Annotated in this window: 10 protein-coding genes and 2 pseudogenes; 2 read left to right on the top strand and 10 right to left on the bottom strand. The window is 48.2% G+C overall.

Translation table 11 applies throughout. The annotated features are described in order from the left end of the window. Positions 1-9: 9 nt before the first annotated feature. Complete coding sequence (locus B5F71_RS09385; RefSeq protein ID WP_087209608.1) at positions 10-1,410, top strand: glycoside hydrolase family 88 protein; 1,401 nt, start codon at positions 10-12, stop codon at positions 1,408-1,410. Between the two features lie 73 nt (positions 1,411-1,483). Here the strand turns inward: B5F71_RS09385 and rhaM are convergent, their stop codons facing one another. The 9 genes and pseudogenes from rhaM to B5F71_RS09340 all read right to left on the bottom strand — a co-directional run bounded on the left by rhaM (position 1,484) and on the right by B5F71_RS09340 (position 22,536). Beyond that, the gene (gene rhaM, locus B5F71_RS09380) at positions 1,484-1,798 is read right to left on the bottom strand and encodes an L-rhamnose mutarotase (protein WP_022039940.1); all 315 of its coding nucleotides are present in this window, start codon (positions 1,796-1,798) and stop codon (positions 1,484-1,486) included. A 194-nt stretch (positions 1,799-1,992) separates the two neighbouring features. After that, a complete protein-coding gene (locus tag B5F71_RS09375; RefSeq protein WP_022039942.1) occupies positions 1,993-3,639 on the bottom strand; it encodes a rhamnogalacturonan acetylesterase in 1,647 nt (548 codons plus the stop codon). Between the two features lie 294 nt (positions 3,640-3,933). Further along, positions 3,934-5,256, bottom strand: coding sequence for a glycoside hydrolase family 28 protein (locus B5F71_RS09370; RefSeq protein ID WP_225226445.1), 1,323 nt, complete (start codon positions 5,254-5,256; stop codon positions 3,934-3,936). A 229-nt stretch (positions 5,257-5,485) separates the two neighbouring features. Beyond that, positions 5,486-8,722 carry a DUF6250 domain-containing protein gene (locus tag B5F71_RS09365; RefSeq protein ID WP_087209605.1) on the bottom strand — a complete coding sequence of 1,079 codons (3,237 nt, stop codon included), beginning with the start codon at positions 8,720-8,722 and terminating at the stop codon, positions 5,486-5,488. Between the two features lie 83 nt (positions 8,723-8,805). Beyond that, positions 8,806-11,802 (bottom strand): sugar-binding domain-containing protein, encoded by a 2,997-nt coding sequence (locus B5F71_RS09360; protein WP_087209601.1) that lies wholly within the window; start codon positions 11,800-11,802, stop codon positions 8,806-8,808. 165 nt (positions 11,803-11,967) lie between these two features. Continuing rightward, positions 11,968-15,204: pseudogene (locus tag B5F71_RS09355) on the bottom strand (DUF6250 domain-containing protein). A gap of 18 nt (positions 15,205-15,222) precedes the next feature. Continuing rightward, complete coding sequence (locus tag B5F71_RS09350; protein WP_087209598.1) at positions 15,223-17,052, bottom strand: silent information regulator protein Sir2; 1,830 nt, start codon at positions 17,050-17,052, stop codon at positions 15,223-15,225. Between the two features lie 175 nt (positions 17,053-17,227). Then, positions 17,228-19,354, bottom strand: a complete 2,127-nt coding sequence (locus B5F71_RS09345; RefSeq protein ID WP_087209595.1) for a RagB/SusD family nutrient uptake outer membrane protein — start codon at positions 19,352-19,354, stop codon at positions 17,228-17,230. Between the two features lie 47 nt (positions 19,355-19,401). After that, a pseudogene (locus B5F71_RS09340) lies at positions 19,402-22,536 on the bottom strand (TonB-dependent receptor). Between the two features lie 343 nt (positions 22,537-22,879). On the opposite strand from B5F71_RS09340, the gene B5F71_RS09335 reads away from it, so the two are divergent. Then, complete coding sequence (locus B5F71_RS09335; protein ID WP_087209592.1) at positions 22,880-24,061, top strand: site-specific integrase; 1,182 nt, start codon at positions 22,880-22,882, stop codon at positions 24,059-24,061. Positions 24,062-24,334: 273 nt separating this feature from the next. Here B5F71_RS09335 and B5F71_RS21010 read toward each other — a convergent pair. Next, positions 24,335-24,587, bottom strand: a 253-nt coding sequence (locus B5F71_RS21010; RefSeq protein WP_241148582.1) for a transposase, incomplete at its 5' end; no start/stop codon positions are given.

Genomic DNA, 24,587 nt, shown 5'->3' with positions numbered 1-24,587 from the left:
TAGAAAAACATGAACGCATTTACACGAAACACCGCATTACTGGCATGCCTCTTCCTGGGAGGCATTGCCTCGGCACAAGAAAACGGGCAACCGGTCAATGATTCAAACACTCCTTTACACCTGCTCAAACCCGCCTATCGGGTAGGCTATGGAGTCGTCTCCGCCGATGATATCAAACAGGACATGGACCGCGTTTTACGTTACCTGCAAGGAAACACGCCCACCCACGTGACAGATAGCCGCACAGGCGAACGCATCACCGACTATGCACGGATAGACCGACATGCCCAACTGGAACGCGGAGCTTTCCGTCTTGCCAGCTACGAATGGGGAGTAACTTATTCCGCCATGCAAGCTGCTTACGAGGCAACCGGCGACAAAGCTTATCAAGACTATGTATACGAACGGTTCAGGTTTCTTGCCGAAGTGGCACCTTACTTCCGGAAAGCATACGAAAAAGAAGGGGACATCGACCCACAGATGCGCCAAATCTTAATGCCCAAGGCACTGGATGACGCAGGAGCCGTATGTGCCGCCATGCTCAAAGCGCAGCTGAAAGGTGCCAAGCTGCCCGTAGATGACTTGATTGACAATTATTTCGACTTTATCATCAACAAGGAATACAGGCTGGACGATGGAACCTTTGCCCGCAACCGTCCTTATCACAATAGCGTATGGCTGGACGATATGTTCATGGGTATCCCTGCCGTTGCACTCATGGGAAGCTATGATGAAAGCAAACGCCAGACATATTATGATGAAGCAGTCAAACAAATCCGCCAGTTTGCCGACCGTATGTTCGTATCCGAAAAAGGCTTGTTCCGCCACGGCTGGGTAGAAGGCATGACAGACCATCCGGCATTCCACTGGGGACGTGCCAATGGATGGGCAATTCTGACAATGTGTGAAGTGCTTGACGTCCTGCCCGAAAACTACGAAGGACGCGAAGACATTCTGAATCTGCTCCGTGCCCATGTACGCGGACTTGCCGCCTGCCAAAGCAAAGACGGATTCTGGCATCAACTACTCGACCGCAACGATTCGTATCTGGAAACATCCGCTACTGCCCTCTATGTATATTGCATGGCACATGCTATCAATAAGGGCTGGATTGATGCCATGGCTTACGGACCGGTAGTACAACTGGGATGGCACGCCGTATCATCTGCCATTAACGAAAAAGGTGAAGTAGAAGGAGTATGCGTAGGTACCGGTATGGGATTTGACCCGGCATTCTATTATTACCGGCCGGTTAATGTGTATGCCGCTCACGGATATGGACCGGTTATATGGGCTGGTGCCGAAATGATTTGCTTGCTGAAACAGCAACATCCCCGTTCCAATGACAGTGCCGTATTGTTTTACCGCACCCCACAGCAGACCGAGGAACCTATTTTCAATGAGGAATAAAAAATGAAGAACGAAGAATAAAAAATAAGCCACAAACCTATTCTTTATTCTTCGTTCTTCATTTTTCATTGAATCAGTCCATGTGGAAGACTTCCTTCAAAGGCACAGATACAGGCGAATTATCCGGATTCACTTCCATGATATCTGCCATATAGTCCCACCATTTCTGCACAATTTCCTGTGCGCCCAAATCTTGCGAACCAGCTTCACCTTCCGTCTTCTGAAACGCAAAAAGAATATTAGTTTCCTTATCCCAGTAAATGGAATAATCGAACACACCGTTTTTCGCCAGCAATTCTTTCATTTCGGGCCAAATGGCAGCATGGCGTTTTTCATACTCAGCCTCACATCCAGGCTTCAAATACATCTTAAAAGCTTCTCTTTTCATGGTTCTTCGTTTTTAAGGCTCCTCACCACAGAAGACACAGAGTTACACAGAAGAATTATATATTTACTATTTCCCGATTGACGAAATACGTTTCATATCAAAATAGGAAATTGTCAAATTGTAAATTGAAAAGCCTCTGTGTGCCTCTGTATTCTCTGTGGTGAAACACACCATTATTAATTGTTAATTATTAATCATTTCAAGTATTCTTTCAATGCACAATCAGTCTGTTGTAACCCCTCGGCTATGCTCTTCGCATTCAGGCGCGCACCTTTAAGCGAAGTGTGCGTATGGTCTTTACAGAAATAAGGCATCACTTCTTTCAATCCTTTTTCGTAACCTAACTTTTGCAATTTATCTCCCGTTATCTTATTCAGGTCAATGAAATAGGCACCGGCTCTTTCAGCTGCCTCACGGGTCCATTTACCGAATGAAGAAGCATTGCTTTGGATTTTTCCATTATCCCACATATTACGGGGCGTATGGCTCAACACAACCGGGATGGCTCCTTTCTCCTTGGCATCCATGATAAATTTACGGAGATACCACCCGAAGGTATAAACTACATTATATTGCTTGGTAGCTTCCATCAAGAAAACCTTACTTTCATCGCCAGCTCCAGGCAGTTCGGCACGTGCCTTTCCGGTATGAATGTCACCTGCATCGTTATGTCCGAACTGAATCAAGACGAAATCACCGGGTTGGAGAGCATTGTACACCTTGTCCCAGCGTCCTTCTTCCAGATATGTACGTGCACTGCGCCCGGCTTTGGCACAATTTTCTACCGTAATACGGTCTAAGTCGAACAATTCAGCAATCACGCTTCCCCAACCCCATTGTCCATCGGGATCCTCATCTTGATTGCGCACCGTGCTGTCGCCTACGGTAAACAATACCGGACATCCTTCCTTACGGCTTGCACCTGTCACCGTATCTTTTTCTACCGGTTTCAAATATTTGGCAAGCTCCAGTCCCTTGCAGGCACGGATACCTTCGGCAGCAGACGCTGCGTTTACGCGTGCCCCGAAGGTGCTGGTATGAATACGGTCCAGATAGAACATCGTCTTCACCTTTTCCTTACCGAACTTCTCAAACTTACGGGCAGATATTTCATTCAGGTCAATAAAGGGTACGTGCTCTTTCTTTGCCACCTGTTTTGCCCACAACCCGAAAGTCTTATTTACACGCGTAATAATGGTACTGTCGGCATCTTCCCACGCATTGCGCGGAGTAAGTGAGAACAAGATGGGATGAGCACCCTTCGCTTTCGTCTCACGGATAAACCGGCGCATGTACTCACCATAGGTATAAACAGTTTCTTTTTCACCAGTTTCCTTGATAGTCACATTCAGTGTGTCCTTCCCTATGCCCGGAATTGATGCACGGGCACGTCCGCTATCGTACGGACCATTGTCATTATGCCCCAGTTCGATAATGACCCAGTCGCCTTTACGCACACCTTTCAATACGTCTTTCCACAACTTGGTATAAAAGGTACGGCTACTGGTTCCACCCAAGGCATGGTTCTCTACCGTAATCTTGTTTTCATCAAAATACTCGTGGGCAAAATATCCCCAGCCCCACTGGCCGTTATTCCCATTACCCAAAGTACCGGTACGCATAGTCGAGTTTCCCACAAGAAACAATACCGGATTGTCTCCCTTCCGGCTGGACCCGGCAACGGGACGCACGGTATTTGCCTTGTTCAAGCTGTCCAAGGTAAGGTCGGTCACCTGATTGACATCTTTCATCGGAGCTGCCACTTGATTTTGGGCAGATACAGACATACCCGCTATCCCCAGCAGGCACGCCATGACGCTTTGCAGCATTTGTCTTTTCATACGTGTTTTTTTATTTTCAAAATTAGGAAAAATATACCATCCTCTACATAGATAATCATGCAAAATCCTATAAAATCGTGTACATCCAAGTTCCCGGATATCCCAAACGGCAACAAATCCCGGTGTACCGACGGATGAGGAGGTTTACTTTTGTCTGTACACCGGGATATCGTTCTCCAGGCAATCTGCTATACGAACATCAGATTATCAATCGAACATCCGACGCACCTGTATGCCCCATGCCCTGCAACTATTATCACACCTCCACGCATATAGTTGCGTGGCAAGGCGCAATTATTTCCGCAACAACACATCGTAAGAGACACCATTCTCGTGCAATCCTTCCACATGATGTATCCGGTTGACGAACTGGCGCACGGTGTCTACTTTTACTTGCTCGATAAAGACATCCCGGATAGGCTCTTCGGCCTCACCTTTCAATTCGTAGATGGCATCCGCCGACTTGCAATGCACGTTTTTCATATAAATTCCCCGTATACGGGTCAGCTTCCGCTCATACGTGGGCACCAGGTCTTTCCACTGGTAAAGCACATCGGTATCTATTTCGAAAGCACGCAACATATCGCCCGCCTCAATGTTTTCCAGGTAGATGTTTTCAATAAAGCCTCCTCTGCGGTGATTGGTTTTCAAGAAGAACAGCCTGAGCACCTTTTCGGGCACTGTGCAATCGTGCATGTAAATATTCCGCACTCCACCCGACATCTCGCTTCCGATACCTAGCAGCACATGCCCTTTGCGGATGGCACAATGACGGACCACAATATTCTCGCATGGAGTATGCAGGCGCCAGGCATCCTGATTACGTCCCGACTTGATGACCACGGCATCATCTCCCTGGTCGAAGGTACAATGTTCTACCAGAAAATTACGGCTCATCTCGAAGTCGATACCATCATTGTTATGTCCGTGTGCCTGAACATCGAGGTTACGCACCACACCGCTGTTGCACAGATACAGGTGAATGGTCCAGAATGGGCTTTGCCGGATCTTGAACCCGTCCAGCAACACATGGTTACAACGGTTGAAATGAATCAGGTGCGGACGCAGGTTATTTTCACCCTGTGCCATTTGACGTTGCTCTACCGGTACATCCGTAGAGCCCATGGAATACAGCTGTGCCAATGCATGCAGGTGAGCCTGCGGACGCTTGAACCATACCCGCCACGTATCCATCTTGGGTGCCAGTGTACCGCTCCCCGTAATAGCTACATTTTCACACCCGAAAGCATATACCAAGGGAGAATAATTATAACACTCCAGCCCTTCCCACGAAGTCATCACCGCCGGAAGATAATCGGCTGGATTGTCACTAAAACGCAATACCGCACCTTCCTGCAAATGCAGGTTGACATTACTTTTTAAATGAATAGGACCTGTCAGCCATTCCCCCTCAGGCACTACTACCCTGCCCCCTCCGGCACGGTTACATGCTTCTATTGCCTTTGCTATAGCACGGGTATTTATCTTCTCTCCTCCCTCTACAGCCCCATACCGGGTTATCACAAAATCTTTTTCGGGAAATGAACACAACGTGACCGAATCCATCGGGAAAGGTGCTTCCACCGGCACCCTTTCGTAGATACGCTCTGTAGCCATCACCGCCACAAAGGGTAAGGCACACAGACAAGTCAAAATCAAGTTTCTTTTTTTCATAATGCATTTATTGTTTATTTATGCCAATCTGGAGTTAAAAAAGAGTTAGAGACATTATCGCCCGCCAGACGGACTGGAAGTCAGAAGCCAATATTTTTTGTATCGGTTTCAGAAACTGGGACACCTTGTATCTCTCAGAAACTGTTTTGAATTTATGTGAACAGTTTCTTAGTTATTGCGGAATCACCTCCTGCATATAAATAGCATCCAGGCTCCACGAAGCTGCATCGTTGGTACTGATGGAGGTATCTTCATCCAGCGGAACAGGAGCTTCGGGAGGTGACACTCTCTTGATTTCCAGCACTGGGGAAAGCTTTTGTTTCTTCCTGCTCCACAGGTCTTCCCATGCCTCAGCAGCCAGCTTCGGGTCATACAGGTGCCAGGCAGCATATGCTGTCAGCCGGCAAATACGGAAATGATTATACTGCTTAAAGTCGCGCGCATGCTCCAGCCATACCCGGTTAAACTCAGGTATCTCAATCATGTCCTGCATCTCGTTCATAATTTCGAAACCTCCCATAATGGTCATCAAGTGATTGGTGTTTTTCAGCGTCGGGTCTCCTTCGTACGTAATAACTCCGGTAGCGGGGTCGAAGCCCAATGCTTTGTTACCGGTAAACATACCGTTAGGGAGCGAAGCAATGCTTTTCATACCCGTCACAATCTTATCCCGATAGGCCACGTTACGGGTCCGTTCCCACTCTGTCATCCAATTGCCCGCATAAGCAAGCCAGTCGGGACCAATGCGCAAACGTGCCGGAGCCGAACAAGGGAACATGCTGCGCGGCTCAGCCAACCGCATCGGGTCGAGAGTATAAAGTTTCTGCTCGGTATCTTTTACTTCACTCATCAGATCACCGCTCCGTTCATCGGTTGTCAGATAATAATAAAAACGGTTCCATGCAGCCTGGCTAATACGTGCTTCTTTGGCTCCACATCCCCAATGGCTGACATTATGACGGCTTCCCAATCCAGCATTCGGACCGATGTGATACACATCCACTTCGGTTGTATGACGAGTCATTGCCTCAGCCATCTTCCATATATCATAGTTTCCTGTACGCAGGAAACTATACCACAACCACATATTGGAGGCCAGTTCGGTATTATCCCATGCAAAACCGCCCACATCGTAACGCCACGTATGGCGGACCGCATCATAAGCATGCATAAAGTCGCCATAATTCCAGAAGCCATACCATTTGTGCTGCTCGATGGCATGGTGATAAAAACGAAGATAAGACTCCAGGCGGTCTTCTACCATGCTGCGTGCCGGCGTGCTCCTGTCAGGCAACGACCAAATGCCGAAAGCCCGGCAAGCGTGCAGATATTCTGGCGTACAAAGCAACGGAGCAGCTTGTGCCAACAGATGTGCCTTGTCAGCTATGCCCTTCTTTCCCGGATAAGCCGGTTGCAGAACCAGTGTAAGCGTATGCGTACGGGCTATGCCGTAAGGAGTACTCATCCCCTCCTGTACATCTTCATAACTGGCGTTCAAATCATGTGCCACCTTATCGTAATGCCGCAAGTCCATGGCTTCGGCTTCCGGACTCCACAACCATGCTATCAGCGATGCCTCGGAAGAACGGGCATGCTGTACTTCTAGCGAAGCCGGATAAGCCTGCCAGAAATCTTGCAGGCATACACCAAGTCCTCCGCTAACATCACCAGCAAAAGCATATCCCTCTGCACGTGTACCAGTAAAGGTGCCTATCCACGGACGGTCTGCCAATGCCCTTTTGCGGATAGAAAAAGCATTGTCACTGAGTTGAGACAAACGGTAATTATCCCATGCCGCCCAATGGTCTATCAAGGTACGGTTTTTTTCATCAAACTCTTCATAAGCAGGAATCCGCTTGCCCTCCATCTGCTGTTGTTGCAACGTATCATTACCTGCCAAAGTCAATACCCTTCTTCCTACCAAAGGCTGTACCGGCTCCGACCATACTCCCCCATCGGCACAGGCAAAAGCAATGTGACGGTTGTATAGCTCCTCACGCATGGGCACACTGAAACGCACACCCAGCGAACGGATAAAATCCTTATCCTGGTCTCCATCGAATACAAAAGAGTGTACCATGCGTATCTGCTCGCTACCTGCATAGAAATACAGGCGCAAAACGAAAGGCAACCATTCCCGTTCTTCATTCCGAAGCATTCCTTCCAACTTAACGGTAGCACGGACATTACCTACCCGTTCTACCATCGTCCGACAAAGTTTGGTAGCGAACCGATGGACATGAAATTCGTCCAAGTCTTCTCCTGAAGGCTTATCTTGTACCGATGCTATCAAGTCTGCCTTTCCGCCTACTTTCACCTTGCCATAAAATAAGCTGTCAATAAAAAAAGCACCCGAACGTGGTATATAAGCGGTAATAACTCCTGTAGACACCTTCACTCCGTGAACACTCTCTTCTACCTGCAAAGCTGTATCCGATGCATCTGCCTCTTTGGCAGAAACCGGAACTACCTGCAAGCCGGAAGTATTGCCCGGAACTACTGCTGCCATACCCGCCCACTTTACCGAACCATCGGGCCAATAGGCTGTAGTCCATACATCGGAAGCAATTGTCTTACCATCATCGGTCTGTAAACGCAAGGTTGTGCCAGGCTGCACTTCCCCTTGGCGGAAAGGTACACCCCAACTGACGCTACTGGCTTGAGAAGGCACATCACCTACCCAATGAAGCCGTGCCGTTTCCTGCGCCGACTGGTAAGAATAACGGAAATTCGTAATCCGGGTCCGTGACAGAGTTGTACGGAATCCAAACCATCCTTCAGCCAACGGACGGGGATCGTTAAAATCCACCAACCGTTCTCCGTCAATATAATATTGCACCCGGTTTCCTTTATTAACGAGCCTGATATGGTACCATTTATTGGCTTTCAATAAATGTGCCTGGTCGGTATATTCTTTCAGGATGCCCGGACGTTGGGCTGCATCGCTCACCCCAGCCTGATTGCCATCGTACCGTCGGAAACGGGTTGTAGAATTGTAATTGCCTCCATAGCCCAGGTAATAAAGCTGTAGCGAATAACACTTCAAGAACTCCCCTTGACGCCAGTCCATACGCTGCCAGATATCTTTTGCCTGTGGATCGGATGCCATCCAAAAACAATTCAGGTCACTCAAACGGTCACCCGGCTTTCCTTCGTCCACCACACAAGCATCATATTCGATTACGACATTTCCACTCATCTTCTCTTTCCGCCATAAAGTCAATCCTTTAGGCGAAAGAATTTCACATGTATCTCCCGAAAATGAAACTTCATAATCCGGAGATTCCGACTCTACTTTCCAATACTTGTCAAACAGCTTCTTGTCCAGTCCGGACACTTCGCCTGCAGGCTGCGCATAGGCTATCCACGCCATGCATACCGCCATCCCTGCCAATACTAATTTCTTCATACGCTTTTATTCATAAAAACCTACCTAACAAAAATATACAGCTTCTCTGAAGAGGATAATCTTCTCCAGAGAAGCTATGTCCTTTAACGGTTCAGATGTTCTTTAAATTCTATTTCCACTATCCGAAGCTCGTGTCCGGTCTCGGCACCGCCCTTTGCCTTGAACAAGTCCAGTTCGTTCGCCACCGGTGCGGCAACCTCGACTATCTGGCCGAATGCATCGTCTTCCTTACTGCTGCCTTTCAGGCGGATGGTTATCTCCGAAGCCGGCACTGGCTTCACATTCAGATGCACATAACCCAGGCTCTTTTCGGTTTCGCCGCTCCATACCAACGTGTCTCCGGCATAGATTTCCAACGGATAGCTGCGCATGCGCCAGCCCGTCAGCTTGAGGCAGACTTCATCTATCCGCGCGATGCGTTCCAACCGGTAAGTGATCCAGGCGGTAGAAGCTTTCCCGTCATTCCGCCACTCGCTCAATTCGTTGTCATCGAAACTGTTGCCTGCCTTTTCGGTATGAGCTCCCGCCCAGGCAGAGAGAACCGCCACATCTACAGCACGGTCACGATAAGAAGGCGTATCCGGCGTTTCGCCACGGGTAAGCCTGCCTGCCAGACAATCTCCCGGTATATATGTGCTCAACCCATTTTCCACTTCTATGCTTTCAGTTGATAATACCAGTTCGGCAGGCTGCAATCCCTTGGCTTCGGCTTTCAGCACGATTCGTCCGGACCGGGTGTGCGAACGCAACAGCACACGGTTCACGCCACACTCCACCGGCAAGTCTTCCGACAAGATATAATTGTCCGGTCCCTGCGCAATGCCTCCACGCCATTCGGCAGGCCCATCCAAGGTGAAATGAATCAAGTCATTTGCCAAGGGGCAACGGCGCCCCTGTGCATCGACCACCTCCACTTGCACCAAAGCCAAATCGGCACCGTCGGCTTTCCAGCCGTCCGGGTTCTGAATGGCGGCCAGCTTGATTGCAGCCGGTTCGCCTGCTGTTTCCAGACGGGTACGCACCGCTTCCTTGCCTTCATTATATCCAATAGCCTCCAGGGTTCCTGCCTCGAAAGCCACACTGTCGGCGGTAAACAGGAAATGATAGTCACGGTGAACGCCTTCCACCGCTTTTCCATTGACCAGCAAGGCGACACTGTCTGTATTCGAAACGACATATACCGGCTTTACCGTACCGGCATCATAGTTCCAGTGCCCGACTATATGGATGCGCGGGCGTTCGGTATCTACCCAGCCGTCCCACATCACCTGATGGGCATAGTACGAGTCTTTCGGGATGCGCATCGGGTCGGTATCTCCGCTCCGGCGATAGTTTTCCACCCCGCGGAAATGGGTATTCGTATCCGAAAAGATGATTTTCGCACCGCCTGAGCTGACACGCCGCCCCGTCCCCGGACGCTCGCGCCAATAATCGAACCAGCGGATGACATTCTCTACAGCAAACGAATCCTGGTTGCGGTTATACACACTGGCATCGGCATGCTTCTGGGTCTTGCCCGTAGCAGCCGAATGATATGCCGTATTCCCTTCACCGTCTTTATGGAACGGATACGAATAATTGTCCCAATACTTACGCAATCCCTCGTCGCGGCAATACTCCATCGCCCACATCGGATGGTGCGCACTCTTGTTGATGTAAAGCATTTCGCCCCCGTATTCCGCATCACGGATATCCAGCATCTCGCGCGAACCGATGGCACGGCCTCCATGATAATCGTACCTGTCACGTATGGCTTTCATTTCGAGCATGTGCTCACGGCTGATGGACTCGTTGCCGCACTCGTAGAAAAGAATGCTCGGATTGTTGCGGTTATAAATAATGGCATCACGCATCACAGCCTTGCGCTGTTCCCAACGCACGCCTGTACAGTCTTTTTCAGCGTCACCTGCCGGCATCGCCTGAATCAGCCCCACACGGTCGCACGACTCTACGTCCTGTTTCCAGGGCGTAACATGCATCCAGCGCACCAGGTTGGCATTGCCTTCCACCATCAGCCCGTTGCTATAGTCGCTCAGCCATGCCGGAACCGACATGCCCACGGCAGGCCATTCGTTGCTGGTACGCTGGGCAAAGCCTTTCAACTGAATCACCCGGTCGTTCAGCCACACCTTGCCTTCTGCAAAACGGGTCTTGCGGAATCCGGTACGCGTCACCACCTCGTCGGTTTTCTTCCCATCAATTACCAAAGCGGTCTTCACGGTATACAGATATCCGTATCCCCAACTCCAGAAGTGCAGTCCGCCCACTTCCGCCTCAGCAGACAATATTGCTGTGCCGCCTGCCGGAACCGTCTGCTCTTTACCCGAAAAACGCTTCACCAGCTTGCCGTCACGGTCCAGCAGCTCTACCTCATAACCTACCGTCTGCGCCTTCTTTGTCTCGTTCTTCACTTCCGACTCGGCATGCACAACGGCTTTGCGCGATTGTACCCGGATATCTTCGGCATAGACATACACTCCTGTCGTTTTCAGATTGCTATAAAGCGGAAGGGTCTGATAAACCTTTCCGGTCACGTGTAGCCATACGTTCTTGGGCAGACCGCCGTAGTTGGCATTGAAATTGCGGTCGCTCCACTGGTACTTCACGCCCGTAGACCGCTCCACATAATCCCAGTCGTTGTCAATACGGGCGGCAATCACATTTTCTCCCGAATGAATATAAGGTGTCAGATCGAATCCGAAAGCCATCACCCCGTTCTCGTGCTGTCCCACCAGCTTCCCGTTCACATACAGGTCGATGCCCTGGCGTGCCCCTTCAAACTCGATAAACACCTTCCTCCCTTTTGCCTCTGCCGGAAAGCGGAAATGCTTGCGGTACCACACGATGGTATCGGTCAAGTCTTTTATATTTACGCGGAAAGCCTCGTCTTCATTGAACGCATGGGGAAGCGTCACCTTCTCCCAATCTCCATCCGCATACTTGGGCGACTCTGCCCGTTCCATATCTCCAATCTTCAGCAGCCAGTCGCTGTTGAAATTATACTTCTTCCGTTCGCTTGCCTGTATCCCCATTGCCACGGCAAACAACACGATGCCTACAATAAAACGCTTCATTTTCATGATATCAATGTCCGGTTAAATTATGCGTCGCTAAATTAGGGATAAAATCAGTTCTGCCTATGGATTTTTGTATTTATATATAGAAATTCGTACACGGCAAATCATAACATACCGCAAAAGGCTGCATCCTTCCGGATGCAACCCTGAAAAGCAGGAAAAATATACCTATTGCGGGATGACTTCCTGCATATAAATGGCGTCCAGGCTCCACAATGCCGCATCATTGGTACTAATCGGCATGCATTCATCCAACGGAGCAGGCACTTCGGGAGGAAAGATCTTCCTTACCGTCATAGGAGGAGCGGGCGTATGTTCCAGCCTTCCCCACAAGTCTGTCCAAGCCTCAGCCGCCCGCTTGGGGTCATACAGATGCCAAGCCGTGTATGCCTGCAAACGACTGACACGAAAATGATTATATAACTTAAAGTCGCGTGCATGTTCCAGCCAAGCCTGATTGAATGCAGGAACGTCAATCATGCCTTGCATTTCGTTCATCAGTTCAAAGCCACCCATAATCGTCATCAAATGGTTGGTGTTCTTCAACGTCGGGTCTCCCTCGTAAGTAATGACACCGGTATCGGGATAGAACCCCAACGCCTTGTTTCCCGTAAACAACCCATTGGGCAACGAAGCAATGCTGTTCATACCCGTCACTATCTTATCCAAATACTTCCGGTCGCGCGTACGTTCCCACTCGGTCATCCAATTGCCCGCGTATGCCAGCCAGTCCGGACCGATGCGCAGGCGTGCCGGAGCGGAAGAAGGGAATTTGCTTCGAGGCTCAGCCAACCGCATCGGGTCGAGCGTATAAAGTTTCTGGTCTGCGTCTTTTACTTCCGTCATCAAATCGCCGCTACGTTCGTCTGTTGTCAAGTAATAATAGAAACGGTTCCACGCCGCTTGGCTGATACGCGCCTCTTTTGCCCCACATCCCCAGTGGCTGACATTGTGACGGCTTCCCAGTCCTGCATTCGGTCCGATGTGATACACATCCACTTCAGCAGTATGGCGGGTCATCGCCTCAGCCATCTTCCATATATCATAACGTCCGGTACGGAGGAAATTATACCAAAGCCACATATTAGAAGCCAGTTCGGTATTGTCCCATGCAAACCCTCCTACATCATACCGCCATTCATGACGCACCGGGTCGTATGCATGCATAAAGTCGCCGTAATTCCAAAAGCCATACCATTTGTGTTGCTCTATCGCTTTTTGATAAAAACTTATATAGGCTTCCAACCGGTCTTCTACCCGGCTGCGTGCCGGATTGCTACGGTCGGGCAACGACCAAATGCCAAAAGCCCGGCAAGCATGCAAATATTCAGGAGTACACAGCAAGGGAGACGCTTTAGCCAACAGGCAAGCAATATCAGCGATGCCTTTCTTTCCCGGATAAGCCGCTTTCGGAACCAAGGTCAAGGTATGCGTACGCGCAATGCCATAAGGTGTACTCATTCCTGCCTGCACATCTTCATAACTGGCATTCAAATCATGAGCGACGCTATCATAATGGCGCAAGTCCATCGCTTCCGCTTCCGGACTCCATAACCAAACAATTAGCGAAGCCTCATCCGAACGGGCTTGCCGCACCTCCAACGAAGCCGGATATGCTTGCCAAAAATCCTGCAATCCGACACCGATACCTCCACTCACATCACCTGCAAAGACAAATCCGTCGGAACGGGTTCCGGTAAACGTTCCAATCCAAGGACGGTCTGCCTCTGCCCGTTTCCGGATAGAAAACGCATTGTCCGTCAATTGAGAAAGGCGGAAATTATCCCATGCAGCCCAGTGGTCGAGCAAGTCACGGTTTTTCTCATCGAACTGCTCGTATGCAGGAATCCGTTTTCCTTCCATTTGCTGTTGCTGGAGCGTTTTGTCATCACCTAATGTCAAGACACGCCGTCCCACCAAAGGCTGTACCGGTTCACTCCATACTCCTCCTTCCGCGCAAGCGAAGGCAACGTGCCGGTTATACAATGCCTCACGCATTGGCACACGGAAGCGTACGCCTATCGTACGGATAAAATCCTTATCTTGTTCTCCGTCGAACACAAACGAATGTACCATCCGGACCTGCTCGCTTCCGGCATAAAAATACAAGCGCAATACAAACGGAAGCCATTCACGCCCGGCAGACTGATGAACCCCTTCCAACTTCAAGGTTGCACGGACCTTTCCTGCCCGTTCTACAGACACACGTTGCAACCGGCTGGAAAAATGCGTGACATGCGATTCAGACAACCCTTCACCCGACGGTTTGTCCTGAACAGAAGCGATTAAGTCGGCAGCCCCTCCTACTTTCGTCTTACCATATAGCAAACTGTCTATGACGCAACTGCCCGAACGAGGAACATAGGCTGTTATCACTCCCGTAGAGACTTTCCAACCCGACGGCGTCTCCTCTACAGTCAAAGCGGAAAGCTCCGGACTTTCGGGGCTCTTCCGTTTCGGAACGACCTGTAAAGATGTTGTACCTCCGGGAACTACCGCCGCCATACCTGCCCACTTCACCGACCCGTCAGGCCAATAAGCAGCAGTCCAGCTATCAGAAGCAATCACTTTCCCATCCGCATCCTGCAAAAGCAAAGGCATATCCGGCTGTACTTCCCCTTTACGGAAAGGCACACCGAAACTTACCCCGCAAGCCTATGAAGGCACTTCTCCTACCCAATGCAAACACGCCGTATCCTTATCCTCCCGACAAATATACCGGAAATTAGCAATCCGCGTACGCGACAAGGTGGTGCGAAAGCCGAACCAACCTTCCCGCAAGGGATTGGGGTCGCAATAATCCACCAGCCTTTTACCATCTATGTAATATTGTACCCGGTCGCCTTTATTCACCAACTTAACGTGATACCACTTGTTAGGAACAAGCAAATGCTCTTTATCGGTATACTCCTTCAAGATGCCCGGACGTTGTGCCGCATCAGTTACCCCAGCCTGATTGCCGTCATACCTGCGGAAACGGGTCGTAGAATTGTAATTTCCTCCGTAGCCCAAATAATAAAGCTGCAGCGAGTAGCACTTCAGGAACTCCCCTTTGCGCCAGTCCATACGTTGCCAGATGTTCTTCGCTTGCGGATCGGAGGCCATCCAGAAACAGTTCAGGTCACTCAGACGGTCACCCGGCTTCCCTTCGTCCACCACACAAGCGTCGTATTCGATTACGACATTTCCACACATCTTCTCTTTCCGCCACAAGGTCAATCCTTTAGGCGAAAGGATTTCACACGTATCTCCCGAAAACGACACTTCATAATCCGGTGACTCCGATTCCACTTTCCAATACTTACCAAAATGGGCTTTATCAAGTCCCGATATACTTCCTGCGCTCTGAGCCTTTAATCCCCAAACAGCGCATATAGCCATACCAATCAATATGATACGTTTCATTTCCTACCTGATTAATGATTATTCTCCTAAATAATAAGAAGGGACAGGCGACTGGGGATACCCCATGGAACGATGTGCGATATAGCTTCTGTAAACAGGATCCTGCATCAATGTCACACGCCGGTCACGTGCCGGGATATTCGTCGTATAAATCCGGATTTCACCATCCAGCGCCGTTACAATCTCTTCCCGCCAGTCGCCATACAAGTCAGCAATCATCAGGATATCCCCCTCAATGCCGTGGGTAAGCTCCGCACCTTTCCACTTCACAATGCTCAGCGCCTTTCCGTTCGAAGAAGAGCTGGCTCCCCAACGGTTGTCATCGCCTGCAAAAGTTTCCCTGAGCAAATCGGCATCCCACCAAGCCCAGTTCCGGCAAGAAGGCACATCCTTGTTCCGGCTCAAATACGTCCCGTCGGCAGCCAACAGATACTGGTCGGTACTTCCGCCTTTCCGGTCTTCTTTGGCGAAACATTCCAGTCCTTTATGCGATGCATCAATGTCTGCCACCATTCCGTCGCCTACATGAAACGTCTTATACCCGATGTTCCACACCGGCTCGCCACTGCGTGCGTCTACCATGCATACGCCTCTTCCGTTATCATGCCAAGGCTCCAGACATAAGAACACTTCCATTCCCGGACGTTCCGGATGAATGTCTGTCAGATAAACCTTATCGGGATGTCCCAGTCCGGCAGACCAGAGCAGCGTACCGTTATCGTCCAGCATACACGAGCCCAACAAGATTTCTTCCCTTCCGTCTTCATCCACATCACCGCATACCATATTGTGCGAACCCATGCTTCTGACCACCGGATTCTCCTCGTCACCGCCCCATTTCCATACCGGGTCCAACTTGTCCTTGTTCAGTTGCCACGCCTCTACCGTCATCAGTTTATACGTTCCCCTGCATGCCAAGATACAGGGAGTCTTCCCGTCCAGGAAAGCCATGCCGATCTGATTCCGGTTCCTGCGCACCAGATTGCCATAACGGTCATTCCGTTTGGGCCAGTCTACATGAGCGATTTCCTCTCCCGTCATGCCGTCTAATACCGTCAAATATTCATCCCCCGAATCCACTCTTCCTTTCTCATCTCTCTGCACATTGTCCGGAGCCGTTTTCAATGCCACTTCGGCTTTCCCGTCTCCGTTAAAGTCATAGACTACGTAAGGCGAATACCAGATTCCCGGTTCAATGCCTTGCCCTAAATCTTTCGACCATAAAAAAGTGCCGTCACTTAAATAGGCTTCTATCTGATAAGTCTTCCCCGTCAAGTCACCCGGCATACCCGGGTCGACATTCGTTTCCGGTGTGCGGATGATGTAATCGTATGTACCGTCCCCGTTCAAATCGGCAACTCCTACCTTACCGGCTTTGACCTGCCTGTTCAAGCGAATCGACCGGTAATTGCGCAGGGTACTGAAATCCGCCTTCACCTTTTCCGACTCCTTGCCGTCAGCAGTACACGTCACCCAATAGACCGCTTCTCCCTTCACCGGAGAGCGGTCGGTAAAGTCACAAGTAGCATCTATCGGTTTCCGGTTCAGCTTCTTGGTTTTTCCGTCAGCCGAACGGTACACATCAAAACGAGCCTGCGCATTATCCGTTTCAAGCATTCTCCAGCTCAGATAAATGCCTTTTCCGTCTGCAGCCGGAGCTACAGACAATCCCCGGTTCAGGCATTCCTTCACTTTCGATTGGGCAAACCCTTCCACCAAAGGCTTCGGTTCATGTTGGGGTTTCAAAATTTCATAATAATAATTCCGTTCTCTTGGATCTTGCGCAAAGGCTGTACCCGTAACGACCAGCCCGACAAGCAATGCAGAAAAGAAAAGTTGTGTTTTCATGATTTTATTGAATGAGTTAAAAAATTGGTTCCAAATGATGGGCGAAAGTAAGCATAAAACAAATGGAAAGACATAGAAATTTATACAAAAGAATAGATTTTTATACACAAAAGAGGCGGAGACCGCTTTTGCTGTCCCCGCCTCTTTCAGGTTAGTTTATTATCTAATTCAGGAATTAATATCCCGGATTCTGCATAGCTTGTTTTTCTTCATTGCTTAATGCACCACCATTTTCGTTGGTGATACCGTCCAAGAACGATTGTGGAATCGGACGATAATAATGTTTCGCCGGATCAAATTCACCAATGCCACGGCTTACACCGTCATTAAATGCATGCCAACGGGCATCCAAAGTCATGGTACGGGCAAGGTCTTCCCAACGATACAATTCACCACAAAGCTCGCGGGTACGTTCGTTCAGCAAGAAACACATCATCTTGTCTGCATTGCTGCTGCAACCCAACGCATCGTAAATCGGCTGGTCTACTTCCGAATTATAGATATCGCTGACACTGTTCAGGTGCATATTATCCAAAGAAGACTGTGCATTGTACACATTTTCCTGACCTTCCAAGTTATTCGATTCGTAATACGTATTTTCTTCACTATAAATTGCACCATCAGGAGAATATCCACCACCTTTTCCACTGCAATAAGGATTATTTTTGTACGCCTGACCACCATCCACATTCACACTTCTATCTTCACCTGCTTGATAAGCAGCACGGTCGCGCAACTTATTAATCCATTCAATAGCATTGGCATATTGTGACTCGCCTTGACGAATATACGCTTCAGCTACCATCAACACATCTTCTGCAGAACGAGCAATAATCGCATCACGTGTTCCAAATTGAGAAGCAACAGAGTTACGATAGCCATCTCTAAATTTAGACAACGCTACAGAACGTTTGTGAGGTACAATACTATAATAGTTTCCGGTTGAATTTTGCGGATCCAAGTTCCAGCTTTGTGCTTGTCCTGCATAATAGCGAACAAAAGTATGAGGAGCAGAAATCTTTCCATTCTTCAATATTTTTGCTTCTACAGGGGCAGTAAGACCTGTTTCTGTATTCAACTCTTCATATTTTGTATAACGGGTATCACCAGGATTATTTACGATATATTTAATACCTATTTCACCTGCCACAAAACGTTTGCCACCTTCTACAGCACCTTCCGGAGCATAACCGGATTGAATATCTCCTTTACTCCAAGTAGGAGCACTGGAAGTATCATTCGCGCCATAACAAGTAATAAACGATTTCCAAAAACGAGAATCATTCACACGGTCGAAAACCTGCATGGTGTATTCCGTTGCACTCACGTAAGAAAATTCACGTCCACCTGAAATGTCACGTTTTGTTCCTGCCATGTCCTGATAAACTGAAGGATAATATAAGTGCATCTGATTTCCATATCGTCCCCATGTAGATTCATCATTTGAAAATTGTGCAGCCAAAATTACTTCGCTTACTTTTTCGTTTGCCCCATTGGGTTCTGTATAATCCCACAAATCTACATAATTAGAACATAAAGGATGAGCATTGCATACCTCTGTTCCATATTTAATGACATCCTGCAAATCTTGTGCTATATAACTATCATTCCAGTCACTATATAACTCCGAAGCACGGAACAAATGTGCTTTAGCCAAGAAATGCGCAGCAGCCCACTTCGTAATACGACCGGTTGCTTCAGGAGATTCCGGTAACAAGCTATAGGCTTGTTCTAAATCGGATATAATTTGAGCATAAACCTCTTCTTCGCTATTACGGGTAAATGTTGTTTCTACCGAGGTAGAAGGATTTAATTTGATAGGTACACCGCCAAATTGTTTTACCAGTTCAAAATAGGCATATCCTCTCAAGAAATAGGCTTCACCCAAACGAGTGTTATATGTAGCACTCGACTGGCTATAAAATTGCGGAATATTGGTTATTAAGATATTGGCAGGTTCTATCAAACCATACATATTATCCCACATGGGCTGATTAGCGCCCGTTTCTGCAGAGTTTAAGTCCTGACTATAATGATTCCACGCCGGCATGGTATTATTGGCATCCGTAAATTCATCGACACCCATATTATAGCATTCGATAGCCCAAATATAATTGAATTTAAATTTCAATTTTTGATAAGCACCTGTTACCAATTCATCCAAACCCTCTTGAGTTTTAAAACGATCTGTACTGGGCTGGGTAATCAGTTCCTCGTCAAGGAAAGAATCGCTACACGAAGTAGCCATACCTCCCGCTACTCCTGCTATCAGCAGAGTAAATAATGTTTTATTTAGTTTCATACGTTTATTCCTTTTATCATATTATTATATATCATACCAATACCTATTTAGAAGCCGATGTTCAATCCGATAACCCAGCTCTTCAGCGTAGTGGGCGAACCAAAAGTCGTGGTATTGTTATCGTAGTTCAACAAGTCGGTATCCAGCCAATCAGTAGCCTTGTAGATAGTGAACGGGTTCATTGCCTGTACATATACCTTCAAGGTACTTAATCCGGTATTCTTTAACTGTTTGGGTGTAAAGTTATATCCCAACGAAATGTTACGTACCTTGATGTACGAACCGTCTTGGTAATTCATAGAAGAACTATAAGTATCGGCTGCTTCACCGTTCGAACCCGGAGAATAGTATTCGGCATCCTCGTTGGTTCCGGCTACCCAATAATCCAATTTACGCTGCATATAGCGTCCGTCCAAGGTAGCAGCTCCTTGAGGTACGGTAAAGCCCCAGCGCGAAAGGATAAAGAATGAGAGTTCAAAATTCTTATAGCTGAATGTATTGTTCCAGCCTGCAGTCCAATCCGGACGTACTTTACCTACAATCTGACGGTCATTCGTAGCATCGATAACGCCATCATGATTCAAGTCTTTCACCTTGATCTGTCCGGGCTTACGTCCATACTTGGCAGCTTCTTCAGCTTCCGATGTCTTCCAGATACCGTCATATACATAGTCATAATATACCCCGATTTCTTCGCCGACAAACCATCTATTATTTACATCTTCGGTTCTTCCGTTAGACAACTCGTCAATCTGGTTACGATCCATTGACCAAGTCAAAGTTGTATTCCACGTAAAGTCTTTGGTCTGTACCGGAATGGCATTGATTTGCAAATCAATACCCCAACCAGAAGTCTTACCCACATTGGCAAAAGTAGAAGTATAACCTGTAAGTGAAGGAATAGTCATGGACAACAGCAAGTCTTTTGTCTTAGTCCAGTAAGCATCCAAACTACCGGTCAAACGGTTATTGAAGAAACCGTAATCCAATCCCACGTTATATTGAGTCGTACGTTCCCAACCTAAATCAGGATTTGCCATTTTAGCAGGATCTTTAGCTGAAGGATCTGAAGGTACATAACCTAATGACGAATCGGTTTGTCCCCAATTATAATACAGACTTGTTATTGCACCCTTAGTAGCGTATGCATCAATTGCTGCATTACCCGTTACACCTTATCCGAAACGCAGTTTCAATTGGCTCAACCAATTCAGGTCTTGCATAAATTCTTCCTGGTCGATACGCCAAGCGACTGCCATTGAAGGGAAGCTTGCCCACTTATGACCCGGAGCCAACTGCGACGCACCGTCCCAACGGATAGAAGCGGTCAGCAAGTAACGGTCCATAAAGCCATAGTTGGCACGAATCATGAAGGATTCCATCTGAGTCTCGGTCAGTCCGGTACCAAATGAATTCAAACTGCCGGCAGAAGCCATATTATACCACAGCTCATCAGCAGAAGCCACATTTGTTGCACGCATATCGCCCATTTCGTAATGGTAAGCCGAAGCCGACTGCATCAAGGTCAAGCCCAAATCGTGCTTGTCACCGAAACTCCGATTGTAATAAATCAGGTTATCCAAGGTCCATGAACGTTTTTGCTCATTCTTATATTGCGCTCTGTTATTGCCGTCTCCGTTGATACCCTCTGCTGCATTGGCAATACCCAACGTATAATATTGGAATTCGGGACCGAACTGCAGACGGTAAGAAAGTCCTTCCAGCGGTTCCCAGATCTTGCCGAAGTCTACCTGTGCATACATACTGGCATTGGCACGGAAGATACGGCGTTGGTTAGTATTGTAATCCAATTCCCGAATCGGGTTGATGATGTTGACATCCCCGTTCGGATTGCGGATATATTCGCCGTTTTCATCGTATGGAACCGTCCACGGCAACATGCTTCTTAATGCACTGTATAAATCACCGGAACCGGTTACGGACTTGGTAAAGCTGTATCCATAGTCCTGATCGGAATACGAAGCGTTAATGTTGGCACCCATCTTAAAGAAATCTATCGGATTGGCATCAAATGAGGTCTTTAACGTATAGCGTTCGTAAGCCTGTCCCGGCTGTGTGCCTTTCTGGTTCAGGTAACCGAACGAAGCATAGCCTTGGAACTTGTCTGTACCGCCCGATGCGCTCAGGGTATGTTCGTGAGTGATACCGGTCTGCTTGCCATGCGAAGCCCAGTCGTAAGAACCTATTTTCGTAGGATCGTATGTGCCGCCTTCCCATGCTTTTTCAATGTTTGCCCACGAAGCGGCTACACTGCCGAATGCAGCTCTATCACCTGCATAATCAGGAGTAGCCGAAGGATAAGAACCCATGTTGTACTTTGCCAGACGGGCATAGTCCAACCATTCCGCAGCCGACATCATCTCGGTTACGTCATGCAGGGTTTCGAAAGTAACGGTACCCGAATAGTTCAAGGAAATCTTTCCTTCCTTACCTTTTTTAGTAGTTACCAATACAACACCGTTCGCACCGCGTGAACCGTAAATAGCGGTTGCCGAAGCATCCTTTAGTACGTCGATAGATTCGATATCCGACGGGTTGATGTTTTCGATACCGCCGTTCTGGATAATCATACCGTCCACAACATACAACGGGTCTTGGTCTGCTGTAATGGAGCGCACACCACGGATATTGATTTTACCTACTTCACCCGGACGCTGGCTGGAAGTGATGTCCACACCGGCTGTCTTACCTTGCATACCTTCCAAGGCATTCTTTACCGGCATCGCTTTCAATTCTTTTTCACCCACGCGTGCCATCGCACCGGTCACGTCCGATTTCTTCTGGATACCGTAACCTACTACCACTACTTCATCCAGCACTTCGGTGTCTTCTTCCAACACCACCTGAACCGTGCTTTTCCCCGCTACCGAAATCTCCTGGGTCTTGTAGCCCACGAAGCTGATTTCGATGGTCCCGTCATTAGGGACATTAGATAAGGTGAACTTGCCGTCGAAATCGGTAATCGTACCGTTCGTCGTGCCTTTTACTACCACACTCGCGCCGATAACGGTTTCGCCGGTCTTGTCGACTACCGTACCCGACACGGTTTTGCCTTGCGCGTACATACCTATAGATATTACGGTCAACAAGGCGAAGAAGAACAGACGTTGCCCTATTGAGGCGCAGCGTCCCAGAATCGATTGGTCTTTTCTGTTTTTCATACTTCCAATTTGTTAAGTTAAACCAAAGTTAGATTAATTCACATAATTTTCTTATCGCTAAGTATGCCGAATTTATTCAGTTTTCTTAATTCTTGCAATGGAAAATTGTGTAAATATATGGGACAACTATATTTTTTACGCTCAAAATAGGTGGTTTTTTATCATTTTTGCCCTAAAATCGGAATTCGAAGGCAAAATTCTCTCAAATCCGAAGCGTTAAAATTGCTTTTGGCAAAACGTTAAACGTAACTAATTATAACTTAAAATTTAACATATACGCTTCCGGTCCGCTTTGCCTTTTAGAGGCTATACGGCAGGAAGAAGACTAAAAAAACGATAAACCATGACCACTTTCTCTATTGTAATCGTTCCTGCCAAGCGATTGGCAAACGGGAAGCACCGCATCCGGATTGCGGTGGCTCATCATTCGCAAACCCGGTATATCACGACTCCCTTTCTTTTGGACTCCAAATCCCAGCTCCGGAACGGCAAAGTAGTCCGGCATGCCTATGCCGACCAAATCAACCGTATCCTGAACAGGCAACTGAACGAATACGCTTTAATTCTGTCCACCCTTCCGTATGCCGAAGGATTGACGTGCACTGAAATCATCCGTTACATCCTTCAAACAAAGGAAAAGGAAGGGATTTCTTTCTCCCGGTTTGCCGGCGAGTTTCTGAAAAGTATGGAAAACAACGAGCAAGTCAAGTCGTACAAGCTTTACAAGTCGGCTTTGAAACATTTCTTCTCCCTCTTCGGCGAATCTTTGCTTCTGAAGCAGATAAACCCGCGGCACATCCGGCAATACCGGGAGGAGCTGAAACGGAAAGCGCTTTCGGATACAACGGTACGCATCTACCTGACGCTGATGAAGGTCATGCTGAACCATACGGTCAAAATGGGATACGTGCGTTATGCCATACATCCTTTTGCGGCTTGCAAACTTCCGGCTGCCCGCATCCGTGAACTCGACCTGACGGTAGAAGAGGTGAAACGGATACGTGACGCGCACCTGACGGACAGACACCTCATCACCGTGCGCGATATTTTTATGCTCAGCTATTACTTGGGAGGAATCAACTTGAGGGATTTGCTGGATTGCCGTTTTGCCGATGGCGGTACGGTCCTGAAATATGCCCGCCATAAAACCCGTAGAAGCAAAAGCGGTGAAAACGAAACGGCATTTTCCATTCAGCCCGAAGCAAGAACGCTGATAGAGCGGTACCGTTCGCCCGACGGCAGGCTGGCTTTCGAAGGAAACACTATATATAATAAGGTGTATAGCCTGGTCTATCGGTATATGAAAAAAGTGGCACGTCTGGCAGGGGGTTCTTCTAACGTCTCGTTCTATTCGGCACGGAAGTCTTTCGTCCAGCATGGGTATGACCTCGGCATCCAGATAGAAACCATCGAATACTGCATCGGGCACAGCATGAAGGCCAACCGTCCTTTCTGCAATTACCTCCGCATCATGCAGCGTCATGCCGATGCAGCCATGCGGAAGATTTTCGATGCGCTGCTGTAAGGCGGAAGCTTTGCCGGGAGACGGTTTTATTCTTCCCGTGCATTGATCCGCGCATTTTATAAGCAGTATCATAGTAGAGACGATGTGCACATCGTCTCTACAGAAACCCGTCATGCCATGATACAAATCCGGTACAACAAAGGTCGGTTGGCAAAAACAGTTATCTTCTATCCTCAACGCACATAGCTTCGATCCGTGCACGATTAGTAATCGTTAGCCTGTACGATTAGTAATCGTCAACCCGTACGATTAGTAATCGTGTTGGAATCGCAGTTATGCTCCTCGCCGCACGCAGTTAGCTGTGAGTGCCAATGCAGTAAGGTTATAACCCTTGTCATGCTGGATTTGGCGTAATTGAAATAGATGAATATCCACATTATAGTCAAAAAGAAATGGTTTGCGAATTAGACAAACGGAATTGATGACCTTCTTGCGGAGGAATTTCCAAAGCCTCTCAATCAGATTGAGGTTCGGCGAGTAGGGCGGCAGGAATATCTGCCTGATTTTTGTCCCGTCCACCCATTCC

The sequence above is a fragment of the Bacteroides sp. An269 genome (genome assembly GCF_002159755.1).
GTDB lineage: Bacteria > Bacteroidota > Bacteroidia > Bacteroidales > Bacteroidaceae > Phocaeicola > Phocaeicola intestinalis.
Note: the sequence above shows the minus strand (reverse complement) of the source record. Positions and strands in the feature narration are given on the sequence as shown.

Bases quoted from the DNA above. Each gene is read 5' to 3' on its own strand.
- B5F71_RS09385 (WP_087209608.1), top strand. From the start codon at position 10: ATGAACGCATTTACACGAAACACCGCATTACTGGCATGCCTCTTCCTG.
- rhaM (WP_022039940.1), bottom strand. From the start codon at position 1,798: ATGAAAAGAGAAGCTTTTAAGATGTATTTGAAGCCTGGATGTGAGGCT.
- B5F71_RS09375 (WP_022039942.1), bottom strand. From the start codon at position 3,639: ATGAAAAGACAAATGCTGCAAAGCGTCATGGCGTGCCTGCTGGGGATA.
- B5F71_RS09370 (WP_225226445.1), bottom strand. From the start codon at position 5,256: ATGGCTACAGAGCGTATCTACGAAAGGGTGCCGGTGGAAGCACCTTTC.
- B5F71_RS09365 (WP_087209605.1), bottom strand. From the start codon at position 8,722: ATGAAGAAATTAGTATTGGCAGGGATGGCGGTATGCATGGCGTGGATA.
- B5F71_RS09360 (WP_087209601.1), bottom strand. From the start codon at position 11,802: ATGAAAATGAAGCGTTTTATTGTAGGCATCGTGTTGTTTGCCGTGGCA.
- B5F71_RS09350 (WP_087209598.1), bottom strand. From the start codon at position 17,052: ATGAAAACACAACTTTTCTTTTCTGCATTGCTTGTCGGGCTGGTCGTT.
- B5F71_RS09345 (WP_087209595.1), bottom strand. From the start codon at position 19,354: ATGAAACTAAATAAAACATTATTTACTCTGCTGATAGCAGGAGTAGCG.
- B5F71_RS09335 (WP_087209592.1), top strand. From the start codon at position 22,880: ATGACCACTTTCTCTATTGTAATCGTTCCTGCCAAGCGATTGGCAAAC.